Genomic DNA, 19,425 nt, shown 5'->3' on the forward strand with positions numbered 1-19,425 from the left:
CCGTCAGGAAAGGAGTTGCCGCTTGGAGGAGATCACGCCGGTGTCGAAGCCGGCCAGGTGCAGCCCGCCATGGAACCGGGCGTGCTCGATCTTAACGCAGCGGTCCATCACCACGTCGAGCCCGGCGGCTTCCGCGTCCGCGGCCACGTCCTCATGCCAGGAGCCGAGCTGCAGCCAGAGGGTTTTGGCGCCGGCCGCGATGGCTTCGTCCAGGACGCCCGGGAGGTCATCGTGCTTGCGGAACACATCCACGATGTCCGGGCTTTCGGGAAGATCGGCCAGTGAGGCGTAGGTCGGTTCACCAAGGATCTCCTTGACCACGGGGTTCACGAAGTACACCTTGTACCGCGTGGACGACTGCAGGTAAGTCGCCACAAAATAGCTGGCCCGGGACGGCTTGTCCGAGGCGCCCACAATCGCAATTGAGGTGGCTGCGCGCAGCAGGTTCAGACGCTCCGGAGCGGAAGGTCCGGCCCAGGTGCGTTCGCTGGTGCTCATACGTTCGCTCCAATCGTGCAGGATTCTGCTTCGGTGGTTGAGTCTGTCGAAACCTCGGCCGCGACCACCGGTTCGGAGGCCGCGTCCAGTGCCTGGTCCAGGTCCCACAAGATGTCCTCGATATCCTCCAGGCCCACGGAAATCCGGACCAGGTCCTCGGGCACGCCCGCGGACTCCAGCTGGACCGGGCTCAGCTGCTGGTGCGTGGTGGACCCCGGGTGGATCACCAGGGTGCGGGAATCGCCCACGTTGGCCAGGTGCGAGGCCAGCTGCAGGGATTCGATGAACTTCTGCCCGGCCGTGCGGCCGCCCTTCACTCCGAAGGAGAAGACGGAGCCGGGGCCCAGCGGCAGGTACTTCTTCGCGCGCTCAAAATGCGGGTGCGAGGGTAGCCCGGAGAAGTTGACGTATGCCACGCGGGGGTCGGCCTCGAGCCATTCGGCCACAGCCTTGGCGTTCTTGAGGTGTTCGTCGAGTCTTTGCGGGAGCGTTTCCACGCCTTGCAGCAGCTGGAAAGCCGACAGCGGCGAAAGTGCCGGGCCGATGTCCCGCAACTGTTCGCAGCGCAGCTTGGTGAGGAAGCCGTACTCGCCGAAGTTGCCCCACCAGGAGACATTTCCGTAGGACGCCACCGGCTCGGTCATGGTGGGGAACTTGCCGTTGCCCCAATCGAACCGGCCGCTCTCCACGATCACGCCGCCCAGGGTGGTGCCGTGCCCGCCCAGGAACTTGGTGGCCGAGTGGATCACGATGTCGGCGCCGTGTTCGATCGGGCGCACAAGGTACGGCGTGCTCAAGGTGGCGTCCACCACGAGGGGGACGCCGGCGTCGTGCGCTACCTTCGCAAGGGCCGCCAGGTCCTGGACTTCCGACGACGGGTTCGCCACCACCTCGACGAAGATCGCCTTGGTGTTTTCCTGGACCGCCGCGGCATAGTCTGCGGGGTCTGTGCCGGGAACGAACGTGGTGTCCACGCCGAAGCGGCGGAGGGTCACATCCAGCTGGGTGATGGTGCCGCCGTACAGCTGGGAGGCTGCCACGATGTGGTCGCCGGACTGGGTCAGCGCAGCGAAAGTGATGAACTCAGCTGCCATGCCGGAGGACGTTGCCACGGCGCCGATGCCGCCTTCCAGCGAGGCGATGCGCTCTTCGAAGGCTGCCACGGTGGGGTTGCCGATGCGGGAGTAGATGTTGCCGTACTTCTGCAGCGCGAAGAGGTTGGCGGCGTCCTGGGTGTCCTTGAACACGAAGGACGTGGTCTGGTAGATGGGTACCGCGCGGGCGCCGTGCTCGGCGTCGGGGGTGCCGCCGGCGTGCAGGGCGCGGGTGCGGAAACCGAACTTGCGGTCGGCCATTACGCAGCCACCCCAACGTTGGCCACGGGTGTGGCGGAGAGGTCCAGTTCGGTGCCGTGCCGGCGGGCCAGGTCCGCCTCGAGCTCGCGCACAATCGGCAGGATGTCCTGGCCGAATGCGGCCACCTCCTCCTGGAAGTGCAGGTAGCCGGTGAGGAAGAGGTTCACGCCGATTTTCTTGTATTCCACGATCCGTTCGGCGATCTGCTCCGGGGTGCCGATCAGCTGGGTCTTGAAGCCGTCGTTGTACTGGACCAGATCCTCGAAGCTGGAGTCGGCCCACATGCCCTTGCCGTCCTTGGTGGACGCGCCGGCTTCCTGCACGGCGTCACGGAAGCCCTGGACTGCAGGCTTGTGTGCCTTCGCCACGATTTCGCGGAGTGTCTCGCGGGCTTCCTTCTCCGAATCGCGGGCGATGACGAACCCGTTGAGTCCGAAGCGGGGGGCGGCGAGGACCCCGTCAGTGCCGCGCTTCGTCTCACCTGAAGCAGATACAACCCCCGCGATGTTCTCCTTGAAGCCTTCCAGGTCCTTGCCGTTAGAGAAGTACCAGTCAGCCACGCGGCCCGCAGTGGCCTGCGCCGCCGTCGAGTTTCCGCCGAAGAAGATTTCCGGGTGCGCACGGCCGGGGACATCCACGGGGGCCGGGTTCAAGGTGAAATCGGTGATGTTGTAGTAAGCGCCGGACTGGCTGTATTCCTGCTCGGTCCACAGTCCGCGCAACACGTTGATGAATTCCTCGGTGCGGACGTACCGTTCGTCGTGCTCCAGCCAGTCGAGACCGAAGTTGGTGAACTCGTTTTTGAGCCAGCCGGAGACGATGTTGACCGCGGCACGGCCATTGGAAATGTGATCGGCGGTAATGATGAATTTGGCCAGCACACCGGGGTGCCACATGCCGGGGTGGACGGCGGCGATGACCTTCAGGCGTTCGGTGGCCGCGAGGAGGGCCAAGCTGAACGACGTAGCCTCGTGCTGCTTGTCGGCTCCGTAGGACGCGGCGTAACGGGTCTGTGTCAGGGCGTATTCGAAGCCGGAGTTCTCGGCGATCTGCGCGAGCTTCTTGTTGTAGTCAAAGTCCCAGCCGGTGCGCTGTTCGATGGTGGAGACCACCAGGCCGCCGGAAACGTTCGGCACCCAGTACGCAAACTTGAGCGGCTCTGAAAGGCGGGCAACGTTGCTGATGTCTGTCATGAGTTTTCCTTTACTAGGGTCCGCTCGCGCAGAACGTCCTGGATTCCGGCGATCGCCGGTTCGTTTTGGAGTGAGGTGGTGTCGCCCAGGGCGGTCCCCTCGAATAATTGGGTGAGCAGCCGGCGCATGATCTTGCCGCTGCGGGTCTTCGGCACGTCAGGAACCACGACGACGTCGCGCGGCTTCGCGATCGGGCCGATCACCTTCGCGACGTACGCTTTGAGCTGGTCCCCGGTGGTTGAGCCCGTCGAAACTCCTGCTTTTAGCACCACAAAAGCGACAATCGCGTGCCCGGTCTTGGGATCGGCTACCGGACAGACGCCGGCCTCCACCACGTCCGGGTGGGCCACCAGCGCCGACTCGATCTCGATGGTGGAAAGCAGGTGGCCGGAGACGTTCAAGGTGTCGTCCACGCGGCCCAGGATCCAGATGTCGCCGTCGGCGTCGTACTTTGCGCCGTCGCCGGCCAGGAACCAGCCCTGTTCCACGTACTGGCTCCAATATGAGTCGTAGTAGCGCCGGGGATTGCCCCAGACGGTGCGGGCAATGGCGGGCCCGGGAGTGTCAACCACAATGAAACCCTGGACACCCGGGGGCACGGTATTGCCGGCGTCGTCCACGATCCTGGTGCTGACGCCCGGCAGCGGTCGGGCCGCGCAGCCCGGTTTGAACTCGGTGTCCGTCGGGGCGGGGGAGAGGATGGTGGCGCCGGTTTCGGACTGCCACCACGTGTCCACCACCGGTGCCGTGCCGGCGCCCACGTTCTCGCGGAGCCAGCGCCAGGCCTCCGGGTTGACGGCTTCGCCCACGGTGCCGAGCATCCGGATGGAGGAGAGGTCGTAGCTGTCCGGCACGCCATCCGGGAACCAGCCCATGAGGGACCGGACCAGGGTGGGCGCGGTGTAGTACTGGGTGACGCCGTAGCGTTCGATGATCTCGAAGTGGCGGCCCGGGTGCGGGGTGTTCGGAGTGCCTTCGAAGATCACCTGGGTCACGCCGTTGGAGAGCGGACCGTAGATCTCGTACGTGTGCGCCGTGACCCAGGCGAGGTCGGCGGTGCACCAGTGCACGTCCTGGTCGCGGAGCGCGGGATCCGGGTTGCTGAAGAGGTGTTCGAAGCTCCAGGACGCCTGGGTCAGATACCCGCCGGAGGTGTGGACCAGACCCTTGGGCTTGCCCGTGGTCCCGGAGGTGTACATGATAAACAGCGGCGTTTCGGCGTCGAACGCTTCGGCATCGTGGACTTCCGCGGCAGTCCCGACGGTGTCATGCCACCACACGTCGCGGCCTTCAGCCATGGAAACGGCGGCCAGGTCCTCCGGCGCTGTGGTGCGGTTGATGACCAGCATGTGTTCGATCGCGTTGTCCCCGGCGACGGCGGCGTCCGCGTCGTCCTTGACGGGCACGGCGACGCCGCGGCGGAACTGGCCGTCCGTGGTTACGAGGAGCTTGGCGCCTGTGTCCTCGACGCGGAACTTCAGGGCTTCAGCGGAGAAGCCACCGAAAACGAGCGAGTGGATGGCGCCGATCCGGGCCACGGCGAGGGTGATGATGACGGTTTCGGGAATGACCGGCAGGTAGATGACCACGCGGTCACCTTTGGTGATGCCCAGGGCCAGCAGGGCGTTGGCGGCCTTGGAGACTTCGCGCTGCAGTTCCGCGTACGTGATGGCTCGGCGGTCCCCGGGCTCGCCTTCGAAGTGTAGGGCCACTTTGTCGCCGCGGCCATTGGCGACGTGGCGGTCCACGCAGTTGTAGGCGACGTTGAGCTTGCCGCCCTCAAACCAGGTGATTTCCGGGCCTTTGCCGGCTGCGGCGTCGGCCGGGACCCGGCGGTGGGCCGTGTGCCAGGGCTTGCCGCCGGAGATTCCTGTGGGCTGCGCCCAGTCCAGGCGGAGGGCCTGCTCTTCCCAGAAGGCCACATTGTCCGGCTGGGCGTCTTCGTGTGTTTCTTTGTGCTCCGCCGTCTGCTGTGTGGTGGTGGTGCTGCTGTGGCGCGCCGGCCCTCCCGACGGTGCGCCGTGCACGGCGACGTCGTTCGGCTCGGTCGAGGACCATCCCGATGAGCTGCTGGAAGGGCCGGGCGCGTCACGCAGCCCTGCTTCGATCGCCGTCGCGTTCGAAGTGGATTGTGGGGAGTCCCTTTCAACGGCCGCTGCTGCGGCACTGGCGGGACTCAGGGTGGTCAACGGCGTGGCAGAAGATGCTTCTGGTGTCATAGATGTGCTCCATCGATCCTGGCGGTAGCACCCTCCGCTGTGTGCTGAGGATGGTCGCCTCAACGGGTACGGCGCTGGTCAGGGATGCTGCGGCTTCATCGATCCAGGTCTCTTGGCCGCTCGGGATGGTCACTTCCACTACAGCTGAACCGCACGCCCTGCGCCAAATCGGCGTCCACGGAACGTAATATTCGTTCACCCCAGGCATTGGCGCCCACGAGTCAGTCAGTTATTCGACGACGAGCCACTCCAGGGGCGATGTACGCTTGCATCATGGGCCACGTCAACGATCCTGCCGTTATTGAGCGCCTGATGCGGAACAAAGGGCGGTGGGCCATCGTGGGCCTGACCACCAATCAGTGGCGCGCAGCCTACGACACGTCGCTGTTTATCCGCGACCGGCTCGGCATGGAGATCATCCCCGTCAACCTTCCCGGCGACCCCGTCCACGGCGAAACGGGGTACCGCAAGCTGGGTGAGATTCCCCCTGAAAAACAACCCCTCGACGTCGTCGACTGCTTTGTGAATTCACAGAAGGTCGGGGCGGTGGTGGACCAGGCAATTGCGGTGGGCGCCAAGGCCGTGTGGTTGCAGCTGGGCGTTACCGACGAAGCGGCAGTGGACCGGGCCAAGGCCGCCGGCCTGGACGTGGTGATGAACATCTGCCCCGCGCAGCAGGCGTGGAAGTACAACCTCTGACTGGTTCCCCTGGACGCGCTGGTTCCCCCGGCCGCTCAGCGCGCCCCGCGCGGCAGCCCGCTCAGCGCTGCATAAGGTCCGGGTAGTGGCGTTCGGTCACGTCGGGGTGGGCGCGCATGCGGCCCTTAAGCATGTTCAGGCCAAAGGACGCGAGAAGCGGGTTGGACGGGTCGTCGGAGATGCCGCGGGCCTGGGCTTTGAGCTCGGGCGGCAGGGGCACCGGATCGATGACGGCATCCAGCCGCGGCGACCAGAAGAACGGGACTGAGTAGCGGTCCACGCCGGGTGGCGGCGCCTGGACGCGGTGGATCGTGGCGGCAAGGAAACCTTCCGTGGCCACCTCCAGCATTTCGCCCAAATTCACCACGAGTGCCCCGGGAACAGGCTCAACCGGCGCCCATTCGCTCGTCCCGGGCGGCAGGACTTCGAGTCCGCCCACCTCGTCCTGGAGGAGCAGGGTGACAAAACCGTAGTCGGCGTGGGAGCCCACGCCCTGGTCGCCGGCCGCCTCCACCACACCGCCGACGTAATGCACCAGCTTTCCCATCCACGCCGGTTCGTTGCCGAAGGGCTCGTCGAAGTGGTCCTCCGGCAGTCCCAGGGAAACCGAGATGCCCCGCAGCAGTTCCATGCCCACGCTGGACATCAGGTCGGCCCAGGCCATGGCCGCGGACTTGAGCTCCGGCAATGCTTCATCGGGCCACATGTTGTGCCCCTGGAGCAGCCAGTACGGCTGATCGGCCGGGTAGTTGTGGACGGGTTCGCGTTCCGGGGAGTAGTCGATCTGCTCGCGCGCGTCGGCCCGGCCCTGCGTGACCTCAGTGCCCATCCGGGTGTAGCCGCGAAAATGTGGTGAAATCCTGTTGTCCAGCTTCATCCGCTCCTCAAGCGGCAGATCGAAGAACCGTTTAATGAGGGTCAGCAGCTCCTCGGCCTGGCCGGGGGCGGCGCCGTAACCAGTGATTTGGAAGAAGCCCACGTTGTGGGCGGCGTCCCGCAGCTGATCTATGAATTCCGGGCTGAAGGAGCCGTACGGCTGGCGTGCGGCGCTCATGTCCAGAACGGGGATGGTGGCCTGGTCGGGTGACATCTTCGCAGACTAGCACCGCCGGGAAGGGCTTTGTAGGCTCGGTCCATGGACGCAGCGCAACTCAAGGCCATCTGCCTGTCATTTCCCGGTTCCTTCGAGGATTTTCCCTTCGGTCCCGATACCTCCGTTTTCAAGGTCCGGGCTGCCGTGGCGGGTGGCGCAAGGCATGAAGCCAAGATGTTTGCGGCCTCCGCCATGAACCCCGACGATTGGTCCGTGAGCCTGAAGTGCGAACCGGCCCTGGCTGAGCAGCTGCGTGCCGCCCACCCGGAAATCACCGGCGCGTGGCACATGAACAAGACCCATTGGAACGGCGTGCGGCTCGACGGGAACCTGCCCGATACCATGGTCCGGGACATGGTGGAGGACTCCTACGACCTGGTGGTGGCCTCCCTGAGCCGCAAGCAACAGGAGCAGCTGGGATGGGCGCGGCTGACCGGTTCTCCGGGCCGGTCCCGTTGACCGGGAAGCGCCTGGCCGCCGGTCACCTCAACTACCCTGGTATCGGCTCCACCGAAAACGGCCGGCCGCCGGAAGGCTACCCGCTCGTCGTATCGCGGGAGTATCTGGGCGATGGGCCGGCGGTCTACCGCAGGGTGGCGCACGGAATCCTCACCTGGGAACTGCAGCGGAGGTCCGGCCTGCGCGTCCGGACCGAGTCCGACGCCGTGGTCCCCGGCGCACGCGTGGTGAGCGGGTTCGGCGTCGGGCCCTTCCGTATCAATGCCCCCTGCGAGGTGGTCTGGGTCCGGCATCCCTTGCCGGGCGAAAGTCCGCAGTCGGCGGGCTTCGGCTACGGCACGCTGCCCGGCCACCCGGAGCGCGGCGAGGAAGCATTCGAAGTTGAAATCGGCGCCGACGGGCGGGTGTTCCTGAAGATCACAGCGTTCAGCCGGCACGCCAACTGGTTCTATACGGCCGGCGGCCTGCTGGCCCGGGCCGCGCAACGGCACGTCACTTCGCGATACGTTGAAGGGGCACGCCAGCTCGCCGCGGGATAGTCCATGTTCCGCAACGGAAGGAAAATCCATGATCTTCATCGTCGTTAAATTCAAGGTCAAACCCGAATGGTCCGAGCGCTGGCTCGGCCTCGTTGACGACTTCACCCAGGCCACACGGGCGGAGCCCGGCAACCTGTGGTTCGACTGGTCCCGCAGCGTGGAGGACCCCAACGGGTTTGTGCTTGTGGAAGCCTTCAAGGACGACGCCGCCGGGGACCACGTCAACAGCTCCCACTTCAAGCAGGCCATGGCGGACATGCCGCAGGCGCTGGCTGAAACACCGCAAATCATCAGCCGCCAGCTCGACGGCGACGGCTGGGACCGGATGGGCGAACTGACCATCTGATGTGGATCGGCTGGATTGAATTCGACATCCTCCTAGGCGATGTCCAGAGTCTGAAGGAAAAGCGCTCCGTCATCAGGCCGCTGCTGGCCGAGCTCAAGCGCCGCTTCGGGGTGTCCGTTGCAGAGGTGGGGGACCACGAACAGCACCGGCGCTCGCAGGTGGGTGCAGGCCTGGTGGCAGCGGACCGGGCGCACCTCGTGGAGGTGCTCACCGCCGTCGAACGCTTTGTGGCCGTCCGGCCCGAAGTTGAGCTGCTCAGCTCGAGGCAGCGGGAGCTCCGCAGCGACGATTAAATCAACGCGGGGTCACTTGCCGCCCATCCCGAGGGGATTATTGGGCGGAAAGTGACCCCGCGTTGATTTAAGGGTGGGGACTAGCCGAAGTACTTCGGCAGGGTCGCCTCGTGGGCTTCGCGGAGGGCGTCCAGCGACATGGTGTCCACGCCGTTGACCTCCAGGTTTCCGCTGGCTGCGTCCACCACGCCGATCCGGGTGTGGGCAAAACCGCGGGCCGTGCACATGTCCTTGAAACGGACCTCTTCCGAGCGGGGCACGCCGACAATTGCGCGGCCCTGCGACTCGGAGAACAGCGCCGTGAACAGGTCCACGCCGTCGCGGTCCAGAACGTCCTGCAGGGCGATCCGGGCACCTACGCCGTAGCGCAGTGCGGACTCCACCAGGGCTGCCGCGAGGCCGCCTTCGGAGAGGTCGTGCGCGGAGTCCACCATGCCGTCGCGGGATGCGTTGATCAGGATTTCGCCCAGCTCGCGTTCGGCGGCAAGGTCAACCCTGGGCGGAAGTCCACCAAGGTGGCCGCGCATGTTGGCCCACTCAGAACCGTCCAGCTCGGCCGCCGTCGTACCCAGCAGGTAGATGGCCTGGCCATCTTCCCTCCAGCCCGACGGCGTGCGGCGTGCGACGTCGTCGAGCTTGCCCAGCACTGCCACTACGGGGGAGGGATGGATGGGCGTGGTGCCGGTCTGGTTGTACAGCGAGACGTTTCCGCCCGTGACCGGGATGCCCAGCACCATGCAGGCATCGGACAGGCCGCGAATGGCCTCCGCGAGCTGCCACATCACGTCCGGGTCCTCGGGGGAACCGAAGTTCAGGCAGTCGCTGACGGCCATCGGAACGGCGCCGGAGGTGGCCACGTTGCGGTAGGCCTCGGCCAGCGCCAGCTGTGCGCCGTGGTACGGGTCAAGATAGGTGTAGCGGCCGTTGGCATCGGTGGCCAGGGCAACGCCCAGGCCCGTTTCCTCGTCCACCCGGACCACGCCGGCGTCGTCCGGGAACGCCAGGGCGGTGTTGCCGCCAACGTACCGGTCGTACTGGTTGGTGATCCAGGCCTTGCTGCACATATTCGGCGACGCTACGAGCTCGGTGACGGCCGCGGCCAGTTCCGCGGGGGCGGAGGGGCGGCTGGCGTCCTGCACAGAGCCGGTGAAGGAATCGGCCTGTACGGAATCCTGCCAGGAGGGGCGGGCGTACGGGCGGTCATAAACCGGCCCGTCGTGGGCCACGGTGCGCGGGTCGACGTCCACGATGACTACGCCGTCCCAGGTGATGATCAGGCGGCCGGTGTCGGTGACCTCGCCGAGCCAGGAGTACTCCACGGCCCACTTGTCCATCACGGCTTCGAAGGCGGCGATGTTCTCCGGGGTGACCACAGCCATCATGCGTTCCTGCGACTCGGACATCAGGATCTCGCCCGGGGTCAGCGTCGGGTCGCGCAGCAGGACGGAGGTCAGCTCAACTTCCATGCCGCCGTCGCCGTTGGAGGCGAGTTCCGACGTGGCGCAGGAGATGCCAGCGGCGCCGAGGTCCTGAATGCCTTCAACCAGCGAGCCCTTGAAGAGCTCCAGGCAGCACTCGATCAGGACCTTCTCAGCGAAGGGGTCGCCCACCTGGACGGCTGGGCGCTTGGACGGCTTGGTGTCGTCGAAGGACTCCGAGGCCAGCACCGAGGCACCGCCGATGCCGTCGCCGCCGGTGCGTGCACCGAACAGGACCACCTTGTTGCCCTTGCCGGACGCGTTGGCGAGGCGGATGTCCTCGTGGCGCATCACGCCAACAGCCAGCGCGTTGACCAGCGGGTTGCCCTGGTAAACCGAGTCGAACACCATTTCGCCGCCGATGTTCGGCAGGCCCAGCGAGTTGCCGTAGCCGCCGATGCCGGCAACGGCACCGTGCATCACACGGGCAGTGTCCGGGTGGTCAATGGCGCCGAAGCGGAGCGGATCCATCACTGCAACCGGGCGCGCGCCCATGGAGATGATGTCGCGGACAATGCCGCCGATGCCGGTGGCTGCACCCTGGTAGGGCTCCACGAACGACGGCGAGTTGTGGGACTCGATCTTGAACGTTACGGCCCAGCCGTCGCCCAGGTTGGTGACGCCGGCGTTTTCGCCGATGCCCACCAGCATGTCCTTCTTCATCTCCTCTGTCACCTTGTCGCCGAACTGGCGCAGGTGGTTCTTCGAGGACTTGTAGGAGCAGTGCTCGCTCCACATGACGGAGTACATGGCCAGCTCGGCGCCGGTGGGGCGGCGGCCAAGGACCTTGACTACCTCATCGAACTCGTTCTGCTTCAGGCCCAGCTCGGCCCACGGCAGGTCCGTGTCCGGCGTCTTGGCAGCGTTCTCGACGGTGTCAATGTTGAACTTCTTGGACGAGGTCTCGACAGGCTCGACCACCGAATTGGTCTCGGTCACTTGTTGCCTCCCACAATCTTGTTCAGTACGGAGGTGAAGAACCCCAGGCCATCGGTATCCGTGCCCCCAATGCCATCCAGCGACTGCGGGCCGAAGCCAACTTCCACCGCGTGCTCGGGGTGGGGCATAAGTCCCACCACGTTGCCGGCCGCGTTGGAAATGCCGGCGATGTCGCGTCGCGAGCCGTTGGGGTTGAAACCCACGTAGCGGAACACCACGCGGCCTTCAGCTTCGAGGGCGTCCAGGACCTTTTCGTCGGCGATGTACTGGCCGTCCTGGTTCTTCAGCGGAACCGTGATTTCCTGGCCGGCCTCGTAGTCCAGGGTCCAGGCGGTGTTGCTGTTTTCCACGCGCAGGACCTGGTCGCGGCACATGAACTTCAGGTGGTCGTTCTTGATCATGGAGCCGGGCAGCAGGTGCGACTCGGTCAGGATCTGGAAGCCGTTGCAGATGCCCAGCACGGGCAAAGGATTCGAGGACGCGGCGCCTGTTGCTGCCTTAATGATCTCGGACATCAGCGGGGCGAAGCGGGCAATGGCGCCGGCGCGGAGGTAGTCGCCGTAGGAGAAACCGCCGGGGATTACGACGGCGTCCACGTCACCCAAGGTGGTGTCTGCGTGCCAGAGCGGCACTGCGGTGCCGCCGGCGAGCCGGACTGCACGGGCGGCGTCGCGGTCGTCAAGGGTGCCGGGGAACGTGACTACGCCGATCCGGGCACCCGCGAGCCTGCGAGCACCAGGAGCGTCGGCGGCAACGGCGATCGCCTCGCCGATCAAGGGAAGTTCAGTCATCTCAGGCCTCGACGACCTCGACGTTGACGACGTCTTCGATCACCGGGTTGGACAGCAGGGTTTCGGCGGCTTCGCGGGCCTGGGCCAGGATTGCGTCGGTCACCTCGCCGTCAACCGTCAGTTCAAAGCGCTTGCCCTGGCGGACAGAGCTAAAGCTGGTGAAGCCCAGGCGGGGGAGTGCACCCACGATGGCCTTCCCCTGCGGGTCCAGAATCTCGGGCTTGGGCATGACGTCAACAACGATCCGGGGCATCCGGCAACTCCTGTGCGTGAGCATTGGGTAAGGGCGCAGCGGAGTCACGCCGTCTTACGCCGTTCCAGGATGTTGGGGGACATTCTTTTTCGAACAGTGTCTTTAGAACAGTGTGGACGGGCGCTCCGCGAGCTTGCTAGCCCATTCTACCGGGCGAACCGCCGCACCCTGTATTCGGTGGGATCGGCCACAGTCATCGCGGCGGGGCGGGCTTTCGGGAGGTGGAGCACGACGGCGGCTATGGCCTCGCGGGGCCAGCGTCACTAGGATTGCGGCATGGCTGAAAAATCGAAATCCATGCTGTTGCCGATGATGGCTTTGGCCGTTTTTGCCGGCTTGGGCCGGATGGTAGCACAGAAGATCAAGGCGGACCGGGCTGCCCGGGAAACGCGCGTGACCGGCCCTATGGACGAAAAGACCCGCCAGTGGATCAGCGACGTGGTCCGAACGCCCCGGCAGTAGACGCCCGCTTACCCAGGCCTCAAGACTTTACGCAAGCCCAAATGGGCGTCCCACCACGGGGCGCCCATTTTTGTGCCCAGCGTCAGGGCCCCTGCGCCAGATCCTCGGCTGCAAAATGCCCTGCTCCCGAGTCGCTGCCCCCGGCCTCTCCCAGGCTTGTTACAGAATCTCCTAGCCATGTGAGGTTCTACACACTATGGTCGTAGGACGTCGTATGTGGCAGGTGGTATCCCCTTGGGTGCCGAGACCGCCCGCACGGCCGAATTCTCCCGATCCGCCGCCCCGCGGCGCCTTGAAAGGATATGGAATTGCGAATCTTCACTCAGCGGAGCCGGTACCGAAATATTGGCCGGACCGCAGGAACCGGGCTGGTAGCGCTGGCGCTGCTAACCGGGTCCGGGATCGCTGCGCAGGCGGAACCGATCCCCTCGAACAGCCCCACCGCACCTCCCGGTTCATTTGCGGAGGCCAACATCGGCGCCGACCGTACGGCGGCGAACTTCTATTACCGGATTCCCGCCCTCACCTACGTTGGCAACAACGTGGTGCTCGCCTCATGGGACGGCCGTCCCGGCAGCGCGGCGGACGCCCCCAATCCCAATTCGATCGTGCAGCGCCGCAGCACTGACGGGGGCCAGACCTGGGGCCCCGTGCAGGTTATCGCCGCAGGCCACGTGGGCGACGCCTCCGGTCCGCGGTACGGCTACAGCGATCCCTCCTACATCTACGACGCCGAGGCCGGCAAGGTCTTCGCGCTGTTTGTGTACTCCAAGGACCAGGGCTTCTTCGGCAGCCAGTTCGGCAACAACGACGCCGACCGTGCCGTCATTTCCTCGGCCGTCATCGAATCCTCCGACGGCGGCGTCACCTGGACCCAGCCGAGGCTCATCACCAACGTCACCAAGCCGGGCACCAGCAAGACCAGCCCCGTGGCCGGCGATATCCGCTCCAACTTCGCGTCCTCCGGTGAAGGCATCCAGCTCAAGTACGGCCAGTTCAAGGGCCGCCTGATCCAGCAGTACGCCGGCGATGTGCGCCAGGCGGACGGCACCAACAAGATCCAGGCCTACAGCGTCTACTCGGACGATCACGGCGTCAGCTGGCACAAGGGCGCCAACGTGGGCGACCGCATGGACGAGAACAAAACCGTGGAACTTTCCGACGGCCGCGTGCTGCTGAACTCCCGCGACAACGCCAACCAGGGCTACCGCAAGGTGGCCGTCTCCACCGACGGTGGCGCCACCTACGGCCCGGTCACCCAGGACACCGAGCTGCCGGACCCGGCCAACAACGGCTCCATCGCCCGGATGTTCCCGGCCGCGGCACAGGGCTCAGCGGACGCCAAGAAGCTCATTTTCACCAACTCCAATTCCAAGACCGGCCGCGAGAACGTCTCCGCTCGCATCTCCTGCGACGACGGTGCCACCTGGCCCGGCGTACGCACCATCCGCGCCGGCTTCTCCGCCTACTCCACCGTGTCCCGCCTCGAGGACGGCAAGTTCGGCGTTCTTTATGAGGGCAACTACACGGACAACATGCAGTTCGCGAAGTTCGACGACGCTTGGCTGAATCACGCCTGCGCCCCGCTGTCCGTGCCGGCCGTGACCACGACTCCCGGTGCCACCTCGCAGGTGGCCGTCACCGTCACCAACCAGGAAGCCACCACTCTCTCCGGCGCCACCGCCACCGTCTACACCCCGGCCGGTTGGACCGCCACCACGGTGCCCGTGCCCGCCGTCGCGCCCGGGGCCTCGGCTACTGTCAATGTCGCACTGACCGCCCCGGCGAACGCCGGTGGTCCGCAGAACCTGAACGCGGCATTTACGACGGCGGATGGCCGGGTTTCGCAGTTCACCTTCACCGCCACCGTCCCGTCAGCTCCGCAGGTGGGACTCACCATCAACGGAACCGCCCCGGCTCGCGACGTCATCGCCAGCCCCTACCAGGCAGGCGACGTCATGAGCTACACGTTCGCCGTCAAGAGCACAGCGAACGTCACGGCGAATTCCGTCCCGGTCTCCGGCAACTTCGAGTCCGGTTTCCTGCCTCCCGCGCCCGGCGCACCCAGTGCCCCCAACTGCCGGTTCAACAACCTGGCCGCCGGTGCCACATACAGCTGCACCACGGCCAAGCACACGGTGACCGCGGAGGACATCGAGCGCGGCTACTTCGTTCCCCAGGTCAGCTTCACCATCACGGCCAGCGCGACGCCGTCGCTCACCAAGACCGTTCCGTTCACCGGCGCCGCGGTGGCACTGCGTGACGGTCTGGTTTCCGCCACCATCGCCGGCGCCCGTGCGGACTCCGGCCGTGACCTCGCCACCGCACCGTACGCCGCCGGCGACGCATTTCCGTATACCTTCAGCGTGAGCAACACGAGCCCGCTGGTGGAGAAAGTGGTTCCGACCGCCGGCAACTTCAGCCCGTTCGTCCCCGAAGGCCCGGGCAACTGCCGCTACGGCGTGCTCCCGGCCGGCCAGGGCTACAGCTGCGCCACGCCGCGCCACACCGTGACCGCGGAAGAGGCCGCGCAGGGCTACTTCGTTCCGAAGACCACCTGGGAGGTCAGTTCCGCAGGCCAGAGCAACAAGGTCTACACGATCGACGGCGGCGAAGTGGACCTGAAGGTCCGCGACGCCAAGCTGGAAGGCACCGTGTCCGCTGAGTGGGCCGACGCCGACGGCGACCGTTTCGCCAGCGAAGGCGATGCTGTCTCGTACACCTACACCGTTGGCAACGCCGGCAATGTTGCCCTCACCGGGCTCAGCGCCCCGGACGCTTCCATCGGCCAGGACGCCCTGGCCGTGGGCGGGACGGTGACGGCGACGCGTGAGCACGTCCTCACCGCAGCCGACGTCGCGGCAGGACGCCTCGACGCCGTCTCGTTCGAAGCAATCGCTACCAACGGCGCCAAGCAGGTCACGGCCACGGTGACCGGCGGCGCATTGGTGCTGGCTCTCCAGCCGGCGCAGCCCGAGACTGCCCCCGTCCTCGCCGTCCAGGACCTTGAGGGGCAGACTGCTCCGTTCGATCTTGGCACGCAGGAGAAGTACCGCAACGGCCAGAAGGTGACCCTGAAGGGTCTTGATTACGGCCAGTGGTACTACGTGTACCTGAACAAGAAGAGCTACCGGATCGGCTGGATTTTCCCCACCACGGACAACACGGTTGAGTTCATCTTGCCTTCCGGCGTGCAGAACGGCCGCGACGACGTTGTGGTGCTGGACAAGGATGGCAAGCAGGTCTCCTTCGACCGCCTGCAGGTGACTCCCAAGGGCTAAGCCAGGTGATTTCCCAGCACCAAAGACGACCTCCGCGTGGAGCCGGACTCACCTAAAGTCCGGCCCACGTGGGGGTCTTCTTGTGTGCCTTCCCGGCTCTCCCCTAAACGCCGCATGATTGACGTACGCAACTAATGTGTCCTATGTCATATTTAGCTCTCAGTCTGTACCGTTTGTAACGGCTGGTCACAGCATTACAAAATCTGTAATGCTGTGCGCCGTTCCCAGCTGCTCCAGACCGGCAACGTGGCCGGCCGTTCCTCGTGAAAAGGTGTAGTCGCTCGTGAAATCAACCGGAAAAAGCCCCATTCGGGGCGGGGGTATCCGGAAGGCGGCGGCATTGGCCGTGGGCTTGCCGCTGCTCCTTTCTTCGATGGCGATGAGCCCCGCTACCGCGGCGCCCGCTGAAGCAAACACGGCAGTTGCCCCAAAGAAGATCACCCCAGGCGACTACCCCGCTGGCCGTTACATTGTGGTGCTGACCGAGAAACCGGCTGCCACCTACGACGGCGGGTCTCCCGGACTCGCCGCGACCAAGCCCCAGAGCGGCCGCAAGCTTGACGCCGACCGGCCCGAAGTCCAGCAGTACCAGGCGCACCTTGAGGGCAGGCAGAACGCCGTGGCCGGGTCCGAAAGCGTCCGGATCAAGCGCCAGTACACGGCTGCCATCAACGGGTTCTCGGCCGATTTGACCGCCGACCAGGCCGTACAGCTCGCCAAGGACCCGTCCGTCCTGGTAGTGGCGCCGGACACGGAGAACACGCCGGATTACTCCACCACGGACTTCCTTGGGCTCAGTGGCGGAAACGGCCTCTGGAAGACTGCCTTCGGCGGGCAGGAAAATGCCGGCAAGGGCGTCGTAGTGGGCGTGATTGACTCCGGCTACACCCCCTCGAACCCCTTCTTCGCCGGGGATGCCGTGCAACCCCTCGCCGGCCAGGCCCAGGTGGGCGCTCCATACCCCACGGCGGACGGCCATATCGCCATGCTCAAGTCCGACGGCGACACCTTCGTCGGTGAGTGCCAGAAGGGCCAGGGGACCGGCGCTGCGTTTGACGGCAGCGCCTGCAACTCCAAAGTCCTGAGTGCCCGCTACTTCGCTGACGACTACATGGCGTACGTGGCACCGGAGAACCGTGCGCCCGAAGAACTGATTTCGCCTGTGGATGTGGGAAGCCACGGGACGCACACGGCCAGCACCGCCGCGGGCAATGCGAACGTCCGGGCCAACCTTGGTGCAACCGATATGGGTATCACCAGCGGGGTGGCACCGGCCGCAAAGATCTCCGTCTACAAGGTCTGCTGGGAGGACAACAATCCGGCCACGGGCGGGTGCTACAGCTCCGCCTCCGTGGCCGCGATCAATCAAGCGATCCTGGACGGAGTGGATGTGCTGAACTACTCCATCTCCGGCAGTACCTCAACCACCACAGACCCCGTTTCGCTGGCCTTTCTCTCCGCGGCCTCGGCCGGAATCTTTGTTGCCGCGTCCGCCGGAAACTCGGGGCCAACGGCAAGCACCGTGAACCACGGCGCGCCGTGGCTGACCACAGTTGCCGCGAGCTCCTTCTCCACGGCATTGCAGGGAACCGTCGAATTTGAGGACGGCAGCAAGTACCGCGGCGCCAGTCTTATGGCCGCTCCCGTTCCTGCGAGCAACGTTGTGCTGGCGGCAGGTGCTGCAGCCGCCGGTGCAGCAAACCCGGAACTGTGCGCCCCCAATGCCCTGGATCCCGCCAAAGTGACAGGGAAGATCGTTGTCTGCGACCGCGGGGTGGTGGACCGCGTAGCCAAGAGCGCCGAGGTGCAGCGTGCCGGCGGCATCGGCATGATCCTGGTCAACGTGACCACCTCCTCCGAGGACCTGGACCGTCACGCAGTCCCCACAGTGCACGTGAACCCACCGGCCACGCAGCAGATCAAGGACAAGATCACCGCCAACCCCGGGATCAAGGTCGCCCTGGTGAACACGGACACCACGGGCCTTCCGGCCGCGCCGCAGCCGCAGATCGCCGGCTTCTCCTCCCGGGGCCCGCTGCTTGCCACCGGCTCAGACCTCCTCAAACCTGACGTGGCAGCGCCGGGTGTAGCGGTGCTGGCAGGCGTTGCGCCCATCGGTTCCGGCGGCGACCAGTTCGGCATGATGTCCGGCACGTCAATGGCTGCGCCGCATGTGGCCGGATTCGGCGCCTTGATTCTGGCAAAGAACCCCATCTGGTCTCCTGCCACCGTCAAGTCGGCCATGATGACCACGGCAGCTGATATCAAGAACGAAGACGGCAGCCGGAACGGTAACGTTTTCGCCACCGGCGCCGGCCAGGTAGACATTGCGCGGGTCCTTGATCCCGGCTTGGTCTATGACAATTCAGCGGACGACTACCTGAAGTTCATTCAGGGAACGGGCCTGGACCTGGGCATCCCGGATCTCGGAACAACCGCGCCGCGGGATATGAACGTTGCCTCGTTCGCGCTGGGGGCGCTTACCGGGAAGACCGAGGTCACCCGGACGCTCACCGCGCTGACCCCGGGCGTCTACCGGGCCAAGGCCAATGTTCCCGGCATTAAGGTGACGGTCACGCCGTCGATCCTCAGCTTCAATGCTGCCGGCGAGAAGCGCACTTTCAAGGTCAAGTTCGAGAACACCAGCGCTGCTTTGGGGCAGTTTGCCATGGGCAACCTCGTCTGGCAGGGTGCCGGCAAGAACGTGGCATCGCCGGTGGCTGTCCGCCCGCAGTCGGTGGTGGCGCCGGCGAACCTGGCCTTCGCTTCGGAAGGCGGCCAGGGGCAGGGCGACATTCCGGTGGTTTCCGGCACCAACGCGCCCGTGAAGGTCACCCTGGATGGTCTGTCCAAGGCTGACTCCTCAGCCATCGAGCTGGTTCCCGGACCGCTGGCACTGGCAACGAACGCGTCCAACTTCGCCAAGGAGGTCACCGTTCCGGCAGGATCGCCGTTGGCAAAGTTCTCCGTCTTTTCAGCCGACCAGGCCGCCGACTTCGACATGGTGGTCTTCAACCCGGCGGGACAGGCGCTGCTGGCCCAGACGGCCTCTGCCAGTGAATCGCTTTCGGTTCCGAACCCGGCGCCGGGCGTTTACACGATTTTTGTGAACCTCTACGCAAGCCCCAATGGGCAGCCCACCAAGGCGTCCGTGGACGCGGCGGTGCTGGGAGCCAATGTGGGAAATGCCACGGTGACCCCCAATCCGCTGCGGCTCGGTAATGGCCAAGCGGGAATTGTGAAGCTGCAGTGGAAGGACCTCGCAGAGGGCTCGTACATCGGCCGGGTGACGTTCGACGGTTCGAGCGTGCCCACCTTCGTCTCCGTGGTTGTCACTCCGGGCAGTGCTGTGGTGGTCCCTGATGATGAAACGGCCGATAACCCTGCCACGGACTCGAACGACAAGAAGGACAAGATCAAAAAGGAAAAGAAGAAGCAGGAGGTCCCGGAGTTCTCCGGAAACCGCAACATGGATCTCTAGCTCTTCAGAATGAAACCGGAAAACGCCGCCGGACCGCTTGGGTCCG

16 protein-coding genes are annotated in these 19,425 nt (G+C 65.5%); 8 read left to right on the plus strand and 8 right to left on the minus strand.

The features are described 5' to 3' along the window. Positions 1-3: 3 nt before the first annotated feature. Genes FYJ92_RS02355 through acs form a run of 4 tightly spaced genes read right to left on the minus strand, consistent with a single transcriptional unit; the run spans position 4 to position 5,265 of the window. On the minus strand, positions 4-498 hold the full coding sequence (locus FYJ92_RS02355) for a CoA-binding protein (protein ID WP_185262440.1): 495 nt from the start codon (positions 496-498) through the stop codon (positions 4-6). Further along, a complete protein-coding gene (locus FYJ92_RS02360) occupies positions 495-1,853 on the minus strand; it encodes an O-acetylhomoserine aminocarboxypropyltransferase/cysteine synthase family protein (RefSeq protein ID WP_185262441.1) in 1,359 nt (452 codons plus the stop codon). Before FYJ92_RS02360 ends, FYJ92_RS02355 begins: the two co-directional genes overlap by 4 nt. Next, positions 1,853-3,046 (minus strand): dimethylsulfone monooxygenase SfnG, encoded by a 1,194-nt coding sequence (sfnG, locus tag FYJ92_RS02365; protein ID WP_185262442.1) that lies wholly within the window; start codon positions 3,044-3,046, stop codon positions 1,853-1,855. The genes FYJ92_RS02360 and sfnG overlap by 1 nt, the downstream gene beginning before the upstream one ends. Further along, complete coding sequence (gene acs / locus FYJ92_RS02370; protein ID WP_255482262.1) at positions 3,043-5,265, minus strand: acetate--CoA ligase; 2,223 nt, start codon at positions 5,263-5,265, stop codon at positions 3,043-3,045. Before acs ends, sfnG begins: the two co-directional genes overlap by 4 nt. A gap of 273 nt (positions 5,266-5,538) precedes the next feature. Between acs and FYJ92_RS02375 the strand changes: the two genes are divergently transcribed. Next, entirely contained in the window at positions 5,539-5,964 is a 426-nt protein-coding gene (locus FYJ92_RS02375; protein WP_185262443.1) for a CoA-binding protein, read from the plus strand. Positions 5,965-6,025: 61 nt separating this feature from the next. On the opposite strand, the gene FYJ92_RS02380 is transcribed toward FYJ92_RS02375, so the two are convergent. Continuing rightward, positions 6,026-7,054 (minus strand): isopenicillin N synthase family oxygenase, encoded by a 1,029-nt coding sequence (locus FYJ92_RS02380; protein WP_185262444.1) that lies wholly within the window; start codon positions 7,052-7,054, stop codon positions 6,026-6,028. A gap of 45 nt (positions 7,055-7,099) precedes the next feature. Between FYJ92_RS02380 and FYJ92_RS02385 the strand changes: the two genes are divergently transcribed. The 4 genes from FYJ92_RS02385 to FYJ92_RS02400 are packed head-to-tail and all read left to right on the plus strand — an operon-like array spanning position 7,100 to position 8,694. Continuing rightward, on the plus strand, positions 7,100-7,516 hold the full coding sequence (locus tag FYJ92_RS02385; protein ID WP_185262445.1) for an MmcQ/YjbR family DNA-binding protein: 417 nt from the start codon (positions 7,100-7,102) through the stop codon (positions 7,514-7,516). Continuing rightward, entirely contained in the window at positions 7,477-8,055 is a 579-nt protein-coding gene (locus tag FYJ92_RS02390; RefSeq protein ID WP_185262446.1) for a DUF1990 family protein, read from the plus strand. Before FYJ92_RS02385 ends, FYJ92_RS02390 begins: the two co-directional genes overlap by 40 nt. A 28-nt stretch (positions 8,056-8,083) precedes the next feature. After that, on the plus strand, positions 8,084-8,401 hold the full coding sequence (locus FYJ92_RS02395) for a putative quinol monooxygenase (RefSeq protein WP_185262447.1): 318 nt from the start codon (positions 8,084-8,086) through the stop codon (positions 8,399-8,401). After that, entirely contained in the window at positions 8,401-8,694 is a 294-nt protein-coding gene (locus FYJ92_RS02400) for a DUF503 domain-containing protein (protein ID WP_185262448.1), read from the plus strand. The genes FYJ92_RS02395 and FYJ92_RS02400 overlap by 1 nt, the downstream gene beginning before the upstream one ends. 80 nt (positions 8,695-8,774) lie before the next feature. Here FYJ92_RS02400 and purL read toward each other — a convergent pair whose 3' ends face one another. The 3 genes from purL to purS are packed head-to-tail and all read right to left on the minus strand — an operon-like array spanning position 8,775 to position 12,155. Continuing rightward, positions 8,775-11,093, minus strand: a complete 2,319-nt coding sequence (purL, locus tag FYJ92_RS02405) for a phosphoribosylformylglycinamidine synthase subunit PurL (protein ID WP_185263631.1) — start codon at positions 11,091-11,093, stop codon at positions 8,775-8,777. 14 nt (positions 11,094-11,107) lie between these two features. Beyond that, positions 11,108-11,902, minus strand: coding sequence for a phosphoribosylformylglycinamidine synthase subunit PurQ (gene purQ / locus FYJ92_RS02410; protein WP_185262449.1), 795 nt, complete (start codon positions 11,900-11,902; stop codon positions 11,108-11,110). Position 11,903: 1 nt separating this feature from the next. Further along, complete coding sequence (purS, locus tag FYJ92_RS02415; protein ID WP_056631212.1) at positions 11,904-12,155, minus strand: phosphoribosylformylglycinamidine synthase subunit PurS; 252 nt, start codon at positions 12,153-12,155, stop codon at positions 11,904-11,906. Positions 12,156-12,431: 276 nt separating this feature from the next. On the opposite strand from purS, the gene FYJ92_RS02420 reads away from it, so the two are divergent. The 3 genes from FYJ92_RS02420 (at position 12,432) to FYJ92_RS02430 (ending at position 19,379) form a co-directional block, all read left to right on the plus strand. Then, the gene (locus FYJ92_RS02420) at positions 12,432-12,617 is read left to right on the plus strand and encodes a hypothetical protein (protein ID WP_185262450.1); all 186 of its coding nucleotides are present in this window, start codon (positions 12,432-12,434) and stop codon (positions 12,615-12,617) included. A 314-nt stretch (positions 12,618-12,931) separates the two neighbouring features. Continuing rightward, complete coding sequence (locus FYJ92_RS02425; protein WP_370526242.1) at positions 12,932-15,898, plus strand: exo-alpha-sialidase; 2,967 nt, start codon at positions 12,932-12,934, stop codon at positions 15,896-15,898. 373 nt (positions 15,899-16,271) lie between these two features. Further along, positions 16,272-19,379, plus strand: a complete 3,108-nt coding sequence (locus tag FYJ92_RS02430; RefSeq protein ID WP_185263632.1) for a S8 family peptidase — start codon at positions 16,272-16,274, stop codon at positions 19,377-19,379. Positions 19,380-19,425: the final 46 nt, after the last annotated feature.

It is taken from the genome of Pseudarthrobacter sp. NBSH8, assembly GCF_014217545.1.
Classification (GTDB): Bacteria; Actinomycetota; Actinomycetes; order Actinomycetales; family Micrococcaceae; genus Arthrobacter.